This is a genomic window from Ruegeria sp. CDSA246 (assembly GCF_059611225.1).
On sequence record NZ_JBXWPD010000005.1, the window covers coordinates 140,802 to 156,123 of the forward strand.

Genomic DNA, 15,322 nt, shown 5'->3' on the forward strand with positions numbered 1-15,322 from the left:
AAATTCTGATGATACGTCAAATTCATGACGACCATTCTTCAGACTTCAATTCCGTATGACCCGCTGGACAAGCGCCCATTGCCAGGCATTCAGCCAGCAAGCATGGACAGCTGGTTGCACCACGATGATGCGTTCGCCGCCCAGATCCAAAGACGCAAGGACCTTTTGGTTAGTCATCGTTCGGATGTTCTGGCGATGGATGCAGGTGCTAAACCCGCTGCGCAGGAGTTGTTGGATCTTGTCCTGAACCAAGTCTATCCCGAGTGCACAGATCACGTGGCTCGCCCGGACGGGACAGATGTTACGATCGATCCGGATCAGCCATTGGATACGCTGTGCCGATTGGTGCAGGAAGATTTCTGCATCCTACAAAAGCAGGGGGATGAACACGTGCTCACTGGAGCCATCCTGTGTTTTCCTGCCAGTTGGCGTTTATCCGAAAAATTCATGCGGCCCCTGATCGACATCCATCTGCCTGTTGACAGCTACAACGCCGACATCGCCCGGCGGGTTCAGCGTTTGTTTGACGGGATACAACCAGGGCGCCCTCTGTGGCGGTTCAATGCGCTGTGGTATGAGGACGCCGAGCTGCATCAACCCCGCAGCGCAAACGACCGGCGGGCCCCGCAGAAACCAGGACACGCGCGGTTCCTGCGAAGTGAGCGGCAGACGCTGTTGCGACTGCCTGAGACACAGGCCGTGGTTTTCTCGATCCATACTTATGTTCTGGCGGCAGAGCAGGTGTCAAAAATGGAAAACCCCGCCTGATGGCGGGGCCTCCAAGGAGGGTCATTTCATACCAGGCTACATGCCTAGCGCGCTGGCAGCGCCCGCAAGTGCCCCGCTTGTGCTGAGAGCGGAGATCGCGACCGAATATACCAGCACCTGAGTGTTCAGGCGGAAGTCTTCGCCCCTTATCAGGTTCACAGCGGCCAAAGAGGCCGCAATCGGGACGGACACGCTTGCCACGGCACCCGTCAATCCCCAACTGGTCAGTCGGAGGATATCGCTGGGTTGCTCGTGGACGAGGGGGGGCGTGTCGTCCCGATCGGTAGGCTGCTCGATAGGTTCTGTCCGAAAAGCGATGCTGAGCAACTGCTCATCCGACAGCTGGATTGGCCGGGCTACTGGGGTCAGCGCCTTTTTTTCTGGCTCATCCAGGTCTTCTGCGTCAGTGACATTCAGTCCGGCAAACGGGCCTGTCACTGCCTCGAAAATCTGCTTTCTGTCACGCGGCCTGCTTGGGGCCAGCGTGTCAAATGCGCTCATGAATTGTTCGATAGTCAAAACGGTGTTGGGCGACAGCCATTCGACCCGCTGGGTCGCGCAGACGTCAACCATTCTGTAAAGGATTACGACCAGCATCAACTCGGTAACTTCGCTGTCATCCAATAGGGGGGAAACTGGAGTCACTGTGATCGTCAGCCGGTTATTCGGCAGGGTGACAATAGGTCTCTGGATTGTCTTCAGACCTGCAGCGCGGTTAAGGCGATCGAACCGGTCTTCGGTTTCGGCGACCTTGGTATCCAGCGTCAGGCGCACCAAATACTGGCTGGACACAATGCTTGCTTCGGTGTCGTTCTGCAGAGACTTACGCTCGACCAGGTGACCATAGTCCGCAAGGGTCTTGGCAACGATGTCGCTGAACCGCTCGACCGCGTTTTCGGCCTTACCGTTGAATTGCAGACCACCGTGATAGCTGTGCTTCGGAGTCACTGCGCTGTCCTTTGTCGCATCCTGTGTTTGGAAACAATCTAGCAAGCGATCTGGGGCAGATTTGGGCAAAAATGGAAAAAAATGAGAAATCGCGGGGATTGATTACGCTATGGAAACCTAGGCATTTTAAGGGCTTTTTGACGTCTGTGGCGACAATGTGGCCGAAATCGGGTGTAACTGCCGGAATCCCGAGCCTGCTTCAACCGTCGATTCGGGCAGCCATTATTGCAATGGATTGTTGGTAAACCGAGGCGGCATTCCACTGTTGAATGACAGCAAAGTTTGGCTGACCCTGTTGATAGCCGCGACCGGGTTTCCAGCCCTTCTTACGTAGAAAATTAGCGGTTGAGGCCAGAGCATCCGTCATATTGTAAAAGTCGACCTGACCGTCGCCGGTGGCATCAACCCCGTATTGCATGGCATTGCCCGGCAGGAACTGGGTGTGCCCAAGTTCGCCATGTTTTGCCCCTTTTGTCGCCGTCGTAATGCTGCCTTGATCGACCAGCTTCAGCGCTCCGATTGCGTGAGGAGTGAAAAAGTCGGACCTGCGGCAGTCGTAGGCCAGTGTTGTGATTGCGGAAACAACCTGACTGTCGCCCATGAAGTTTCCGAACCCGGTTTCCATACCGTGAATGGCGATCAGTACCCCGGCCGGTACGCCGTATTGGCGTTCTAGCGCTGCATAGAATTGCGGGTTGCGTGCTTTACGTTTGCGCCCCTGCGCCACGATGGTGTCTGCCCCGCGTACGCGCATGAACTTGTCCAAGGAATATTTAAAGCTTTTCTGATTGCGGTCCGCAGCGATCGTGCGCGTGGCGTACTGCGTTTGTGCCAGCGCCTGCAGCCCCTTCTTTTTGACGCCAGCACGCTTGGCCTGTTTCGCAAAGTCCTTTTTCCATGCTTCGAAGCCGTTACTGGTGTTTCCGCAAGGAGCGGCGGCTGCAACTGTGGGAAGGGACAGGGCAAGTATAAGAGCAAATCGCAGCATCAGTGAAATCCAGGCAAGTGAAATGTTATGGATAGGGTACGTGGCATTCGCTAATCCGAAAAGAGGTTAGTACAGGTCCAACTCTCCGGTACCTTTCAAGCTTTCAAACCACTCTTCAGGCGTTTTGTCTATCTTGGCGTGTTTGACCATCATCGCGTTCATGTTCGGTAACTCAGACGAATCCGGCCATTCCTCCGGCCGCCACAGGTTCGCGCGGATCACACATTTGGGGCAGTGTGCGAACACTGTCTCGACATGGATGACCAAGGCCAGTTTCGGCGAGCGGTTGTTTATCGCCATGCTATCCAGCAAGTCGCGATCTTTGCATAGACGGGCAGTGCCACGAAGGCGCAGAGTTTCCATCTTGCCCGGCACGAAGAATATCAGGCTGACGCGTGGGTCCAGCAAAATATTGTGGAACGTATCCACGCGCTTGTTGCCGGGTCGGTCAGGGATTGCGATCAGGGTGTCGGATAACACATTTACGAACCCTTCTGGATCACCTCGGGGCGAGATGTCCAGATGACCACCTGGATTGGCCGACGCAATCAGGCAGAATGTGGACTTGGCAATAAAGTCGCGGCACATCTGGTCCAGCCCGGACAGCTCTTTGGCGATGATCTGGGGCAGGGGCGCGCCAGTTATGCGCTCCAGTTCATCGCTCGAAGTCACGAAATCTGTGAATTGAGAAAAGGGGGCGTCTGATGACATGCGATCTCTCCTAACCGGGTGGGTCGAGTGTGAGAGATCGTACCAAACGAAACAAGGGCGCCCAAATGGACGCCCTTGAGTATTCTACCCTGAACCCGATCAGCAGCTGTAGTACATGCCGTATTCAACGGGGTGTGGGGTATGCTCGTAGGTTTCGACTTCTTCCATCTTCAAAGCGATGTAGCCGTCGATCTGGTCTTTGGTGAACACGTCACCCTGCAGCAGGAAGTCGTGATCCGACGCCAGCGCTTCCAGCGCCTCGCGCAGCGAACCGCAGACGGTCGGGATGTCGGCCAGTTCTTCGGCAGGCAGATCGTACAGGTTCTTGTCCATGGCTTCGCCCGGATCGATCTTGTTCTTGATGCCGTCCAGACCAGCCATCAGCAGAGCGGCAAATGCCAGGTAGGGGTTCGCCGCTGGATCGGGGAAACGAGCTTCAACGCGCTTGGCTTTCGGGCTTTCGGTCCACGGAATACGAACGCAACCCGAACGGTTACGAGCCGAGTAGGCGCGCAGAACTGGGGCCTCAAAGCCCGGGATCAGACGCTTGTAGCTGTTGGTCGCCGGGTTGGTGAAGGCGTTCAGCGTTTTGGCGTGCTTCAGGATGCCGCCGATGAAGTACAGTGCCTCATCCGACAGGTCGGCGTATTTGTCGCCTGCAAACAGCGGCTTGCCGTCTTTCCAGATCGACATGTTCACGTGCATGCCGGTGCCGTTGTCACCTGCGATGGGCTTCGGCATGAACGTGGCCGATTTGCCGTATGCGTGCGCGACGTTGTGGATGATGTATTTGTACTTCTGCAGCTCGTCCGCCTGTTTGGTCAGGCTGTCGAAGATCAAGCCCAGCTCGTGCTGGCACGAAGCAACCTCGTGGTGGTGCTTGTCGACCTTCATGCCCAGACGCTTCATGGTCGACAGCATTTCCGAGCGCAGGTCCTGCGCTTCGTCGATGGGGTTGACCGGGAAGTAGCCGCCCTTGACGCCCGGACGATGGCCCATGTTGCCCATCTCGTACTCGGTGTCGGTGTTCCACGACGCGTCAGTTGCATCAACTTCGTATGATACTTTGTTGATGCTGTTCGAGAAACGGACGTCATCGAACAGGAAGAATTCGGCCTCGGGCCCCATGTAAGCAACGTCGCCGATACCGGACGCCTTCAGGTACGCTTCGGCTTTCTGGGCGGTGCCGCGCGGGTCACGCTCATAGGCTTCGCCGGTGTCGGGTTCGACAACCGAGCAGTGCACGCAGATCGTCTTTTCCGCGTAGAACGGATCGACATAGGCGCTGTTGGTGTCGACCATCAGTTTCATGTCGGATGCTTCGATCGATTTCCAGCCCGCGATGGACGAACCGTCGAACATGAAGCCTTCTTCCAGGAAGTCTTCGTCAACCTGGTCGGCCATCAGCGTGACGTGCTGAAGCTTGCCGCGGGGATCAGTGAAGCGAACGTCGACGTACTCGGCGTCCTCGTCTTTGATCAGCTGAAGAACTGCGTCCTTGCTCATAACTTAATATTCCTCTGCTTTGAGTTTGTTACAGTGCTTCCGGGCCGGTCTCACCGGTCCGAATGCGAATGGCTTGTTCAACAGGCGAGACAAAGATCTTGCCGTCGCCGATCTTGTCGGTTTTGGCTGCCGCGACGATGGCGTCGACGGCCGCATCAACCTGATCGTCGTCCAGAACGACTTCGACCTTCACCTTGGGCAGGAAATCGACGACGTATTCCGCGCCGCGATACAATTCGGTGTGGCCCTTTTGACGGCCAAAGCCCTTAACCTCGATCACGCTAAGACCCTGGACGCCGACATCCTGCAGCGCCTCTTTAACCTCATCGAGTTTGAACGGCTTGATGATCGCTTCGATCTTCTTCATTCCGGGCTCCTGTTAACTCTTGTCAGATTGGCACTGACCACGTCTAAATTCGGGCGGCAATGTGATAGCGATATCGGCCCGAGCCGGGCGCTGAGAAAATGGGCGTCGGGTCAATTTTTGATCAACTTGCACAAAAAGTAAGCGAAACTGAATCGCCAGAGGATTTGAAATGACGGAATTGCTAACAGCGGCGCAGATGCGAGCAATTGAAACCGCGGCGATTGAGTTCGGTGAGGTGACCGGTCTGGAACTGATGGAACGCGCCGGTCGCGGTGTTGTCGACGCGATTTTCGAGGAGTGGCCTGAACTGTCAAGAACGTCTGGCACTGCCGTGGTTTTGTGCGGTCCCGGCAACAATGGCGGTGATGGGTTCGTCGTTGCGCGGCTGTTGAAAGAGTGGGGTTGGGAGATCGAGGTTTTTCTGTTTGGCGATCCGGAAAAGTTGCCGCCGGATGCGAAGGCGAACTGTGAACGGTGGAGCAAAATTGGAGATATCGAAGGCAGTAATCCAGTAGCGGGCGAATTGCTGAAAGCCGACTTTGACCTTGTTATTGACGCCGTGTTCGGAACAGGGTTGTCGCGACCGCTTTCTGGAGACGCCAAGGCGTTTTGCCGTGAGATGTTCAAGGTTGGCATTGATGTGGCTATCGATGTTCCCTCTGGATATTGTTCCGATAGCGGGAAGTTTCTGGACGAGGAAACACAGTTCTACGATGGACCCGAGGTCGTCGGTCTCATTGTAACGTTCGAACGCAAGCGGCTTGGCCATAAAATTGGCCTTTTGGCGGATCAGGCGGAAACGTTGAAGGTCAAGGAAATTGGAATTGCCGATTTTGTTCCGTCTTTTCGACGGAACTCTTCCATTCAATACGAGACCGGGAATTCCCGCTGGCAAGTGTCAGAAAAGTACCCTTCCAATCTCCGAACGAACAAAGCGATGCACAAGTACTCTCATGGTCACGCCCTGATTATTTCTGGTGACTCCGGAAAGACTGGCGCGGCGCGATTGGCAGCGCGCGGTGCTTTGCGGATTGGGGCCGGGTTGGTAACGTTGGGTGTCCCGCCGGCCGCGCAGATGGAAGTTGCGGCGCAGGTCACGGCCATCATGTTGCAACGGGTTGAGGGTGGTGAGGGGTTGTCCGATGTTCTCAACGACGAGCGGTTGAATGCGCTTTGTCTTGGCCCTGGTCTGGGATTGGAGCGTGCGCGGGCTTTGGTTCCGGTTGCTCTGGCTGCAAATCGGGCGACAGTTTTGGATGCGGACGCTTTGACCGCGTTTGCGGACGACCCTGCGGTTCTGTTTGACCAATTGCACGATAATTGCGTTCTCACACCGCATGGTGGAGAGTTCGCCCGGCTTTTCCCGGATGTTGCTGAGAAGTTGACTGCGGTTCCCACCAAAGGCCCAGCCTATTCCAAGGTCGACGCAACGCGTGAGGCGGCCACGCGGGCAGGATGTGTGGTTCTGTTCAAGGGGCCGGACACGGTGATTGCCGCGCCGGATGGGCGCTGTGCGATCAATTCGGCCCATTATGAGCGTTCGGCACCGTGGTTGGCGACGGCTGGCTCTGGCGATGTGCTCGCCGGGTTTATCACCGGGTTGCTGGCGCGAGGGTTCGCCCCAATGCAGGCAGCGGAAACGGCAGCCTGGCTGCATGTTGAATGCGCGCGCCAATTTGGCCCCGGGCTGATTGCCGAGGACTTACCCGAGCAATTACCTGCGGTTTTTCAAAGTTTGGCTAAATGACGCATGGGCGGAAATTAGCTGCTTTTTTCAGCGCTCGGCAAGAAATGGCCGCACGTATACGCATCAGTGCATGTCATTCCTTTTGAAAGACTTCGGACAGAGTGGCAGACTTGTACGTGGATTTTCCTACCAACGAAATCTTGGTGGCCAAATCTTTGATATGATTAAAATTTACTTTCTGCCGATTTGAGCCGTAAGGCAGAAACTCTAAACGCGACTAACTCGGTTCCTTGCGGAGTGGCCCGTCACATCGGTTTTTCTTTTGGCGGTTGCCACAAACGAAACGTTCAAGGTGAATAAAATGACAGTGAATTTGAAACTCCCCTCGGTTGCCGCTGTTCTGGCGATGACCACGGCGATCCCTGCTTCTGCTGAACTAAAGTACGAAAACAACAGCGGCGGTTATGTGGTGCTGTACGGTCAGCTCGATCCGGTGATCGTATCGGTCGATGACGGCCAGGAGACCGAGACCCGGTTGTTGGACAATGACCTGTCCAACAGCCGCGTAGGTTTGCGCGTCATGCAACCCTATGGCAGCAATGAGTTCATGTTCCGGTTTGAAACCGGTCTGGGTCTGCCAAGTACCGGGACAGCCAACCAGGATGGTACCAACACCAACGGTTGGAGCCGGGAAGATATCCGCCACGTCGATTTCTCACTCAAGGGTGGATACGGCAAGTTCTCTGCCGGTCAGGGCAGTATGGCCTCGGACGGAGCTGCCGAGACTGATTTGTCCTACGTCGGGACGGCTTTGTATTCTTTCACGAACGATGAAAACGGCGCTTTTTTCTACCGGGGAGCAGATGGTATCCTGAGTGGCATCACCGTTGGCGACTCGGCCAGCAACTTTGATGGCGCGCGTCGGGGCAGGGTCCGGTATGACACGCCCGATTTCAATGGCTTCTCAGCGGCGATTGCTTATGGTCAGAACATCCTGTCCAGCAGCGACGACGACGATTATTACGATCTTGCGGTCAAGTACCGGAACACTTTCACCAACGGTGTCGAGTTCGCAGCGAGCCTTGCCTACGCAGTAAGGGATTTCGACGGCCAACCCGGCGAGCGCAAGGATACCATCGGGTCCGCGTCGGTCCTGTTGCCCAGCGGGTTCAGCTTTACTGCAGCCCTCGGCACGCGGGACGATACCTCTACCGGCGCCAGCGACCCGGACTATTGGTACACTAAACTTGCTTATGAAGGGGATTGGGTGTCCTGGGGTAAAACCGGCGTTGGTATCGACTATTTCGACGGTTCTGATTTTGAAAATCAGGGGTCCAGCACCAAGTCCTGGGGTATTGCCGTTGTCCAGCGGATCGACGCGATCAACACAGACGCCTACCTGAAATACCGTAACCACGATTTCGACGACACGGTCGACTTTGACAAGAACGAAGCCTGGGTACTGGGTGCGCTCTGGAAGTTCTGACGACGTTTCCCCGTAAACTAACGGCGCCCCAGTCTGGCTGGGGCGTTTTTTTTGTTCAAATCGGCGGCAAAACAAGGCTGATCTGGCCATTGCCTCTTGCACGTAAGCGGCTGGGCAAATAGAAGGCGTCAAATTTGCCCGGCGCGCCGTTTTGCGCGCCCCGAATCCTATGGGGACTACCATAATGCAGGTTACCGAGACGCTGAACGAAGGTCTGAAACGCGGCTACAATATCATCGTATCCGCAGCCGAGCTGGACGACAAAGTTAACGAGAAACTGGTCGAAGCGCAGCCGGAAGTCGAAATGAAGGGTTTCCGCAAAGGCAAAGTGCCGATGGCATTGCTGAAAAAGCAGTTCGGTCAGCGCCTGTTGGGCGAAGCGATGCAGGAAAGCATCGATGGTGCGATGAACCAGCATTTTGAAGACAGCGGCGAGCGCCCTGCGCTTCAGCCTGAGGTCAAAATGACCAACGAAGACTGGAAAGAAGGCGACGACGTCGAGGTCGCAATGTCCTATGAGGCGCTGCCCGCGATCCCCGAAGTTGATCTGAAATCTGTCGAGCTGGAGAAGCTGGTCGTCAAAGCAGACGACGCAGCCATCGAAGAAGCCCTGAACAATCTGGCCGAAACCGCTCAGGATTTCAAAGCGCGCCGCAAGGGTTCCAAAGCCAAAGACGGCGATCAGGTTGTGATCGACTTCGTCGGCAAAGTTGACGGCGAAGAGTTCGAAGGCGGTTCGGCTGAAGACTATCCGCTGGTTCTGGGTTCCAACAGCTTCATCCCCGGCTTCGAAGAGCAGCTGGTTGGCGTGAAGGCCGAAGAAGTCAAAGACGTCAACGTTTCCTTCCCCGAAGAATACGGCGCAGAGCATCTGGCCGGTAAAGACGCCGTATTCAGCTGCACCATCAAAGAGGTGAAGGAACCCGTTGCTGCAGAAGTAAACGACGAGCTGGCGACCAAGTTCGGCGCAGAAGATCTGGCCGCACTGAAAGGTCAAATCGCCGAGCGTCTGGAAGCGGAATATTCCGGTGCATCCCGCGCGGTTATGAAGCGTGGCCTGCTGGACGCGCTGGACGAGAAGGTCTCGTTCGACCTGCCTCCGTCGCTGGTTGAAGCCGAAGCCAAGCAGATCGCACATCAGCTGTGGCACGAGGAAAATCCGGAAGTGGAAGGTCACGACCACGCCGAGATCGAGCCCACAGACGAGCACAACAAGCTGGCCGAACGCCGCGTGCGTCTGGGCCTACTGTTGGCTGAACTGGGTCAGAAGGCCGAGGTTGAGGTCACCGACTCCGAGATGACCCAAGCGATCATGAACCAGGCACGTCAGTACCCTGGTCAGGAACGTCAGTTCTTTGAATTCGTGCAGCAGAACGCTCAGATGCAGCAACAGCTGCGCGCGCCGATCTTCGAAGACAAAGTCATCGACTATGTCTTTGAACTGGCTCAGGTCGCGGACAAAGAAGTCAGCAAAGACGATCTGCAGAAAGCCGTCGAGGCACTGGACGAGGAGTAATCCTCGTCCGCCCATCCCCATGGGCACAAAAAAATACGGAGCCGTCTGGAAAAAGACGGCTCCGCTTGGGTGGCTTTAACCTATGAGGTGAGGGGGTCAGGCCTCATGAGCAAAAGCACGGGGGGTTCTTAGCAGAGCGGTCTTCTGCTCCGGCGTGAAGCGGTCCGAAAGCGCTTCGATCAGTTTCAGCACTGAATCAACTTCGGCTTTCGATGTTGCCGAACTCATCTGTTCGACAAAGTATTTTTCCAACTGCGTCAGAGGCTGGTGGTCATAATTCGCGGCACTTGGCTTGGCCTTTGCCCGTTCGACCAGTTCCAGAGCCTGTTCGTCGGTCAGGAAGACATCGTGTTCAATGTCGGCGTAATCCCGAATTCCAGCGATCCGTTCGTCCGAGCAATCCATCAACGCAGCCATGGCGACAACCTTACCCATCGGCTTGGCAGTTCCAAGATAATCGTAAGGCGCATTGCCGGATCGTTGCAGGACGCGGTTCATCACCGGGTCGATCACGGCGATAGAGTCCAGAACACCGGCCATCTTGGCATATTCGAACGAGCCGATCATTACCTCGCTGGTGACGTAAGAAACGGAGTTTTCTCCGCGTCCTCGCCCAAGCTTTTTGGTATCGACGCAAAACCGGGTTGCTTCCCAGACCTGCGCGCTGCGGATCGGCGGTTCGCCGTCCAGAATTGAATGAAAAACGTCGGACAGCATGTGTGGCCCGGTCGTTTGCAGTAGTCGCATGCACCCAACGACGTCCCCCTCGTCGTTGATGCTGACTACATGTGCTGGATGAAGGTCGTCAAAATGGTCGCGTTCGCGCCCATCGACAATGTTTACATCCCAACCAAGGCGGTCGCCGAAAACGCGCGCGCGCAGTTTGTACATCTCGTCCAAGACATGCTTAAACTTATTTTGGTTGATACCATCAATTACGATGATCATTTCCATCCCCCTACAGTCTGGTTACCGTAAGGATGACGTTAACTTAGATTTGAGCTAAGACTATTGGGGGTTTCCCGTATTTTTTAATCTTTTTTGATTATCCTGGGGCAATTAGGCCCAATCCAATAGCTCTTCCAATGGCTTGCGGTGTTGTCAACGCGCCCATTTTTTCGCGGCCAGACCGCATGTGAACTTCGACGGTTCGGTGTGAAATTGACAGGATATCACCGATGTCCTGCTGTGATTTTCCATCCGCAACCCACTGCAGGATCTCTTTCTCTCGCGTCGAAAGAGCTGGTAAATAGAGCGCTTTGGCCAACAGGCCAGACTGCATCACGGTATCATGCGCTGTAACTGCGGCCATCTGCAGGTCCCCCATCACATGTTTCTTCAGCTTTGCCCACTCGGAATCCGAGCAATTTCGGGTCACATTCAGCAGGCCACATTCCCCGTACGGGCCACGTACCGGAACGGTTAAGCCACGGGAAGTAATGCCAAAATCATGCGCATCCCGAAAAACCGAATGGAACTTTTCGTCGTGATTAAATCTGCCCCAGTCCACCGGAGCGATGCTGAGCGCAGATTGATACAAGGTCGGATCGAAATGGTGGAAACCTTGGCTGCCATAGTGAATCTTCCATTCGTCCGGGTAGTTGGCATATCCCTGAACATCACCCTTTACAGGGTTAAAAGTGGCGTAAGATGCGTAATCGAATCCCAATTCATCGCAGACAGCATTAATTATGTCGGCTGCCGACTTTTCCTCGTGGTCGATCGCGGCCAAGTCTATAAGTTTCACCTGTCCAACCTTTGCGGCGGCAAATCTTTCCCCAAAGAAATGCCAAGTCTGTCCATTTCACCGAATACGTTGCGTCAACTGTGGTGCCTGACGCAAGCTAATTATACATATCGCTTAAGCATAATGCGTGGTTATGGCAACAGAATACCTTAGCGATTGCATAAGTCATTATTGCAACCTTTACGCTAATGACAAGTTATATCCTTACCCAACGTCACTCTGACCTTAGGCCAGTTTCAACCAGCATCCCGGCGGCCTTCGCCTCGGGGTAGTAACCTTTGGCATAAAGGAAGATAGCCCGCTTCTGGTCGCCATCTGACAAGAGCCACGCCCCACGCAGGTATTTTCCGGCGAACTCCAGATTGGTGTCTGCATCCAACAAACCCTGTGCGTTGCCTTTGTACCCCATGGATCGCGCTGTCGCGGGTAGGATCTGCAGCAACCCGTAATAGGGGTTGTTGACCGCCCATGGCCGGTGCGTGCTTTCCCTTATGGCGAGCTTGTGCAACAGCTCGCGTGGCAATTCATAATGGTCAGCCCACTTGTTGATTGAGGCGCGCAATTCAGGGGTTTCGTTGGGGTATAGCGGCGGATCAAAAGGGGCATTGCGAGAGCTCTGCTTGCCATCCAGGCCACCGCAGGCAGCCAGGGCAGGTGCGCCGAGTAATGCAACAAGTAGAGCGCGTCGCGTGTAGTGGGGCATGTGTAGTCTCCGGATGGGGTTTGGGGCATGATAGTCCTGCCGAACGCAACCGCAAGCAGACAGCCAGCCCGCGTGCTGATTTATGCCGGGTCTCGCTGCGTCACAATCCGGTGCCAGAGTGTTCCTTATTGGTCAGCTCGGAAAGGCGGGTTGTCACATATCGACCTGGAACCACAAAATGATATCCGCAAACCAGATCTTGTTCACTGTCGCGCGAAACTGAACGGTGTTATTGATCCCCGGGTTCAGAACAGTTCCGGGGAAGGTCTCCCATAATCCACGAATGTCGCCGCCCGACATGGATGGGCCGTAGATAAAGGTATCGTTTATCTCGATCTGAAAGGCCCCTCCGGACGGCGTTGCCCAGGCTTTGAAGGCGAGGATCGGTTTCGCGCGGTTGGTTCCGATGATCAGGTTGGAAGGGATTGGGTCGCTGAAGGTCTGGCTTTCACCGGGGTTTACAGAAAAAGAGCCATCATTCACGACGATGTAGTTGCACAAGGATGCCATAGTGGTTTCTCCTGTCGGATCGCGATCCGCCCAGATGTGCGATCACGCAAATTGCTAATAAAATGAACTTCAAAAAAATGCGGCTGGGGCGGCAGGGGCCGCGTGACCGTAGGATAGCATAATTTCAATCCAAATTCCTGGTCGTGCCTGACGTCACTCTTTGTCACGGTCTGGGGTTCGAACACAAAAAAAGGCCGCGCCCTTCGGCGCGGCCAATCAATCTTTCAAAGGCAGCCGGATCAGGCTTTGGCTTCGTCTTCCTCAGCCAGGGCCTCTTCGGCAACCAAATCGTCATCGTCGGAAGCTGCGGAACCGATATCGTCGAACAGTTCGGCGATTTCGAATTCTGCGGCGGCCTCTTCTTCGGCAGCCAGTTCCTGGATCGACTTGCCCGAAGCCTGCAGTTCGGCTTCTTCTTGCGAACGGGCAACGTTCATTTGGATCTTGACTTCGACCTCGGGGTGCAGCTTGACCGCCAGCGAGTGCAGGCCAAGCTCTTTGATCGGAGCGATCAGAGCAATCTGCTTTTTGTCGACGGTGAAACCAGCTTCGGTTGCGGCATCTGCGGCGTCACGCGGGGTGACCGAACCGTACAGAGCACCAGCATCCGATGCCGAGCGGATCACGATGAACTGCTGACCGTCCAGCTTTTCAGCCAGAGATTCAGCTTCTTTCTTGGTTTCCAGGTTGCGCGCCTCAAGCTGCGCTTTTTGGGATTCGAACGACGCAATGTTGGCGTTCGAAGCGCTCAGCGCTTTGCCTTGGGGCAGCAGAAAGTTGCGGGCGTAGCCAGGCTTGACGTCAACGACGTCGCCCATCTGACCCAGTTTCGCAACGCGTTCCAGCAGGATAACTTGCATATCAGTCTCTCCTTACTTCACAGCGTAGGGCAGCAGGGCGAGGAAGCGGGCGCGCTTGATAGCACGGGCCAGCTCACGCTGCTTTTTCGCCGAAACGGCGGTGATGCGCGAGGGAACGATCTTGCCACGCTCAGAGATGTAGCGCTGCAGCAGACGGGTGTCTTTGTAATCGATCTTCGGCGCGTTGTCGCCCGAGAACGGGCAGACCTTGCGGCGGCGGAAAAATGGTTTTGCGGCCATGGTATATGTCCTTTCGTCAGGCGTTGATCAGCGGCGCTCGCGGCGGCCTTCGCGCTCGTCGCGCTTCTGCATCTGGACCGAAGGGCCCTCGTTGTGCTCGTCGACCTTGATGGTCAGAACGCGCATAACGTCGTCATGCAGGCGCATCAGGCGCTCCATTTCCTGAACGGCGCCAGCTGGGGCGTCGGTCTTCAGGAAGGAATAGTGACCCTTGCGGTTCTTGTTGATCTTGTAGGCCATCGTCTTGACGCCCCAGTACTCGCTTTCGACGACGTTGCCGCCGTTGTCAGCCAGAACGGTGCCGAAATGTTCGACGAGGCTTTCTGCCTGCGCGTTGGACAGGTCCTGACGCGCGATCATTACATGCTCATACAGTGGCATGTGCACTCCTGTTTCTATCAAGGCGCATTTCAAAGGCGGGGCCGGTTCGTCCTTCGCGACCCTGCCACGAGAGGCTGCGCGATTCATAACTCTTGCGAAGGATGGCCCCATATACACCATTCGCGTCGGGGGGCAAGGGCCGTCACACATGCCTTGGTGAAGTCGCGCTATTTCCTTTGCGCTGCCCAATTCCTGACTCTTTTCGGCTCAAAGTTGTTTTGCATACCGGGAACTAACCGGACAGACCGAACCAAAGACGGCAACGTGAACTAGGGTACAGAGAAATGACCGCGATGAACACGAATACCATCGAGAAGTCTGCGAACAGCACGACTTATGATCAATCGGTTCCAATTCTTATCGCATTTGCGCCGAATTGGAGGGCACGCACTATTCTGGCACGCGTCGCCGGGGCGTTTTTGATCATTGTGGCGTTTTCCATGTGGCTGATGTCGGGTGCGGTGATGGCAACCGAGGTTTGGCCGATCAAGCTGGCCGCGTCGCTGACATTCTTACTGATCGGCGTCAGCCTGCTGACCATTCAGGTGCTCGATGCGCGCCCCGATGCCTATTTTGATCCGATCCGCCGCGAAGTACGCGTGCTGCAAAAGAATGAAAACGGGCGTCCTCAGACAGTACTGCGCCGCAGCTATGACACCTTGGGTGGTGCACGGTTCGATGATGATCAGGTCGAACTCTATGATGTGGACGGCAGCCTGCTGATGAAGTTGCCGCTACAATCGGCGGATGTTGGCCGAGCGCTGAAGGGCCAATTGAGCGGAAGTGTAACGATCTTCGCCTGATTTTCACTTCTGTTCATTTAGGAACAGAAATTGTTAGAGAATAAGTCTTGTGTGCCGCCCAAGGGCGGCACATTTTTGTTGTTGAGCATTCCAACTGGTTT

At 55.4% G+C, this 15,322-nt stretch carries 17 protein-coding genes; 5 read left to right on the plus strand and 12 right to left on the minus strand.

Going from position 1 to position 15,322, the window contains the following annotated elements:
* The first annotated feature begins 24 nt into the window (after positions 1–24).
* Entirely contained in the window at positions 25–768 is a 744-nt protein-coding gene (locus tag AC2FI9_RS07995) for a heme-dependent oxidative N-demethylase family protein (protein WP_496740441.1), read from the plus strand.
* 36 nt (positions 769–804) lie between these two features.
* On the opposite strand, the gene AC2FI9_RS08000 is transcribed toward AC2FI9_RS07995, so the two are convergent.
* The 5 genes from AC2FI9_RS08000 to AC2FI9_RS08020 form a co-directional block, all read right to left on the minus strand.
* Positions 805–1,716, minus strand: coding sequence for a hypothetical protein (locus AC2FI9_RS08000; protein WP_496723464.1), 912 nt, complete (start codon positions 1,714–1,716; stop codon positions 805–807).
* Between the two features lie 199 nt (positions 1,717–1,915).
* The gene (locus AC2FI9_RS08005) at positions 1,916–2,704 is read right to left on the minus strand and encodes a lytic murein transglycosylase (RefSeq protein WP_496766959.1); all 789 of its coding nucleotides are present in this window, start codon (positions 2,702–2,704) and stop codon (positions 1,916–1,918) included.
* 66 nt (positions 2,705–2,770) lie between these two features.
* A complete protein-coding gene (locus AC2FI9_RS08010; protein ID WP_496723461.1) occupies positions 2,771–3,415 on the minus strand; it encodes an MSMEG_1061 family FMN-dependent PPOX-type flavoprotein in 645 nt (214 codons plus the stop codon).
* A gap of 99 nt (positions 3,416–3,514) precedes the next feature.
* A complete protein-coding gene (glnA, locus tag AC2FI9_RS08015; protein WP_058277498.1) occupies positions 3,515–4,921 on the minus strand; it encodes a type I glutamate--ammonia ligase in 1,407 nt (468 codons plus the stop codon).
* A 28-nt stretch (positions 4,922–4,949) separates the two neighbouring features.
* Positions 4,950–5,288: a P-II family nitrogen regulator gene (locus AC2FI9_RS08020; protein WP_496766960.1), complete on the minus strand. Its 339-nt coding sequence runs from the start codon at positions 5,286–5,288 to the stop codon at positions 4,950–4,952.
* A 169-nt stretch (positions 5,289–5,457) separates the two neighbouring features.
* Here AC2FI9_RS08020 and AC2FI9_RS08025 point away from each other — a divergent pair, with 169 nt between their 5' ends.
* From AC2FI9_RS08025 to tig, 3 genes are all read left to right on the plus strand, one after another.
* Positions 5,458–7,035, plus strand: a complete 1,578-nt coding sequence (locus AC2FI9_RS08025) for an NAD(P)H-hydrate dehydratase (protein WP_496766961.1) — start codon at positions 5,458–5,460, stop codon at positions 7,033–7,035.
* Positions 7,036–7,336: 301 nt separating this feature from the next.
* Positions 7,337–8,461, plus strand: coding sequence for a porin (locus AC2FI9_RS08030; RefSeq protein ID WP_496766962.1), 1,125 nt, complete (start codon positions 7,337–7,339; stop codon positions 8,459–8,461).
* 184 nt (positions 8,462–8,645) lie between these two features.
* Complete coding sequence (gene tig, locus AC2FI9_RS08035) at positions 8,646–9,977, plus strand: trigger factor (RefSeq protein ID WP_496767052.1); 1,332 nt, start codon at positions 8,646–8,648, stop codon at positions 9,975–9,977.
* Positions 9,978–10,073: 96 nt separating this feature from the next.
* Here tig and AC2FI9_RS08040 read toward each other — a convergent pair whose 3' ends face one another.
* The 7 genes from AC2FI9_RS08040 to rpsF form a co-directional block, all read right to left on the minus strand.
* Entirely contained in the window at positions 10,074–10,925 is an 852-nt protein-coding gene (locus AC2FI9_RS08040; RefSeq protein ID WP_496766963.1) for an acyl-homoserine-lactone synthase, read from the minus strand.
* A gap of 97 nt (positions 10,926–11,022) precedes the next feature.
* On the minus strand, positions 11,023–11,724 hold the full coding sequence (locus AC2FI9_RS08045) for a LuxR family transcriptional regulator (RefSeq protein WP_058274014.1): 702 nt from the start codon (positions 11,722–11,724) through the stop codon (positions 11,023–11,025).
* Between the two features lie 214 nt (positions 11,725–11,938).
* Positions 11,939–12,427 carry a transglycosylase SLT domain-containing protein gene (locus tag AC2FI9_RS08050; RefSeq protein ID WP_496766964.1) on the minus strand — a complete coding sequence of 163 codons (489 nt, stop codon included), beginning with the start codon at positions 12,425–12,427 and terminating at the stop codon, positions 11,939–11,941.
* Positions 12,428–12,580: 153 nt separating this feature from the next.
* Positions 12,581–12,937 (minus strand): hypothetical protein, encoded by a 357-nt coding sequence (locus AC2FI9_RS08055; RefSeq protein WP_496766965.1) that lies wholly within the window; start codon positions 12,935–12,937, stop codon positions 12,581–12,583.
* A gap of 239 nt (positions 12,938–13,176) precedes the next feature.
* On the minus strand, positions 13,177–13,797 hold the full coding sequence (gene rplI / locus AC2FI9_RS08060) for a 50S ribosomal protein L9 (protein WP_496766966.1): 621 nt from the start codon (positions 13,795–13,797) through the stop codon (positions 13,177–13,179).
* Positions 13,798–13,809: 12 nt separating this feature from the next.
* Positions 13,810–14,037 carry a 30S ribosomal protein S18 gene (rpsR, locus tag AC2FI9_RS08065; RefSeq protein ID WP_005982441.1) on the minus strand — a complete coding sequence of 76 codons (228 nt, stop codon included), beginning with the start codon at positions 14,035–14,037 and terminating at the stop codon, positions 13,810–13,812.
* 27 nt (positions 14,038–14,064) lie between these two features.
* Entirely contained in the window at positions 14,065–14,418 is a 354-nt protein-coding gene (gene rpsF / locus AC2FI9_RS08070; RefSeq protein ID WP_082637099.1) for a 30S ribosomal protein S6, read from the minus strand.
* Between the two features lie 284 nt (positions 14,419–14,702).
* On the opposite strand from rpsF, the gene AC2FI9_RS08075 reads away from it, so the two are divergent.
* Positions 14,703–15,221 carry a hypothetical protein gene (locus AC2FI9_RS08075; protein WP_496723447.1) on the plus strand — a complete coding sequence of 173 codons (519 nt, stop codon included), beginning with the start codon at positions 14,703–14,705 and terminating at the stop codon, positions 15,219–15,221.
* Positions 15,222–15,322: the final 101 nt, after the last annotated feature.

Excerpts from the sequence above, each read along its gene's own strand:
- AC2FI9_RS07995 (WP_496740441.1), top strand. The coding sequence starts at position 25 with ATGACGACCATTCTTCAGACTTCAATTCCGTATGACCCGCTGGACAAG.
- AC2FI9_RS08005 (WP_496766959.1), bottom strand. The coding sequence starts at position 2,704 with ATGCTGCGATTTGCTCTTATACTTGCCCTGTCCCTTCCCACAGTTGCA.
- AC2FI9_RS08010 (WP_496723461.1), bottom strand. The coding sequence starts at position 3,415 with ATGTCATCAGACGCCCCCTTTTCTCAATTCACAGATTTCGTGACTTCG.
- glnA (WP_058277498.1), bottom strand. The coding sequence starts at position 4,921 with ATGAGCAAGGACGCAGTTCTTCAGCTGATCAAAGACGAGGACGCCGAG.
- AC2FI9_RS08020 (WP_496766960.1), bottom strand. The coding sequence starts at position 5,288 with ATGAAGAAGATCGAAGCGATCATCAAGCCGTTCAAACTCGATGAGGTT.
- AC2FI9_RS08025 (WP_496766961.1), top strand. The coding sequence starts at position 5,458 with ATGACGGAATTGCTAACAGCGGCGCAGATGCGAGCAATTGAAACCGCG.
- AC2FI9_RS08030 (WP_496766962.1), top strand. The coding sequence starts at position 7,337 with ATGACAGTGAATTTGAAACTCCCCTCGGTTGCCGCTGTTCTGGCGATG.
- tig (WP_496767052.1), top strand. The coding sequence starts at position 8,646 with ATGCAGGTTACCGAGACGCTGAACGAAGGTCTGAAACGCGGCTACAAT.
- AC2FI9_RS08040 (WP_496766963.1), bottom strand. The coding sequence starts at position 10,925 with ATGATCATCGTAATTGATGGTATCAACCAAAATAAGTTTAAGCATGTC.
- AC2FI9_RS08050 (WP_496766964.1), bottom strand. The coding sequence starts at position 12,427 with ATGCCCCACTACACGCGACGCGCTCTACTTGTTGCATTACTCGGCGCA.
- AC2FI9_RS08055 (WP_496766965.1), bottom strand. The coding sequence starts at position 12,937 with ATGGCATCCTTGTGCAACTACATCGTCGTGAATGATGGCTCTTTTTCT.
- rplI (WP_496766966.1), bottom strand. The coding sequence starts at position 13,797 with ATGCAAGTTATCCTGCTGGAACGCGTTGCGAAACTGGGTCAGATGGGC.
- rpsR (WP_005982441.1), bottom strand. The coding sequence starts at position 14,037 with ATGGCCGCAAAACCATTTTTCCGCCGCCGCAAGGTCTGCCCGTTCTCG.
- rpsF (WP_082637099.1), bottom strand. The coding sequence starts at position 14,418 with ATGCCACTGTATGAGCATGTAATGATCGCGCGTCAGGACCTGTCCAAC.
- AC2FI9_RS08075 (WP_496723447.1), top strand. The coding sequence starts at position 14,703 with ATGACCGCGATGAACACGAATACCATCGAGAAGTCTGCGAACAGCACG.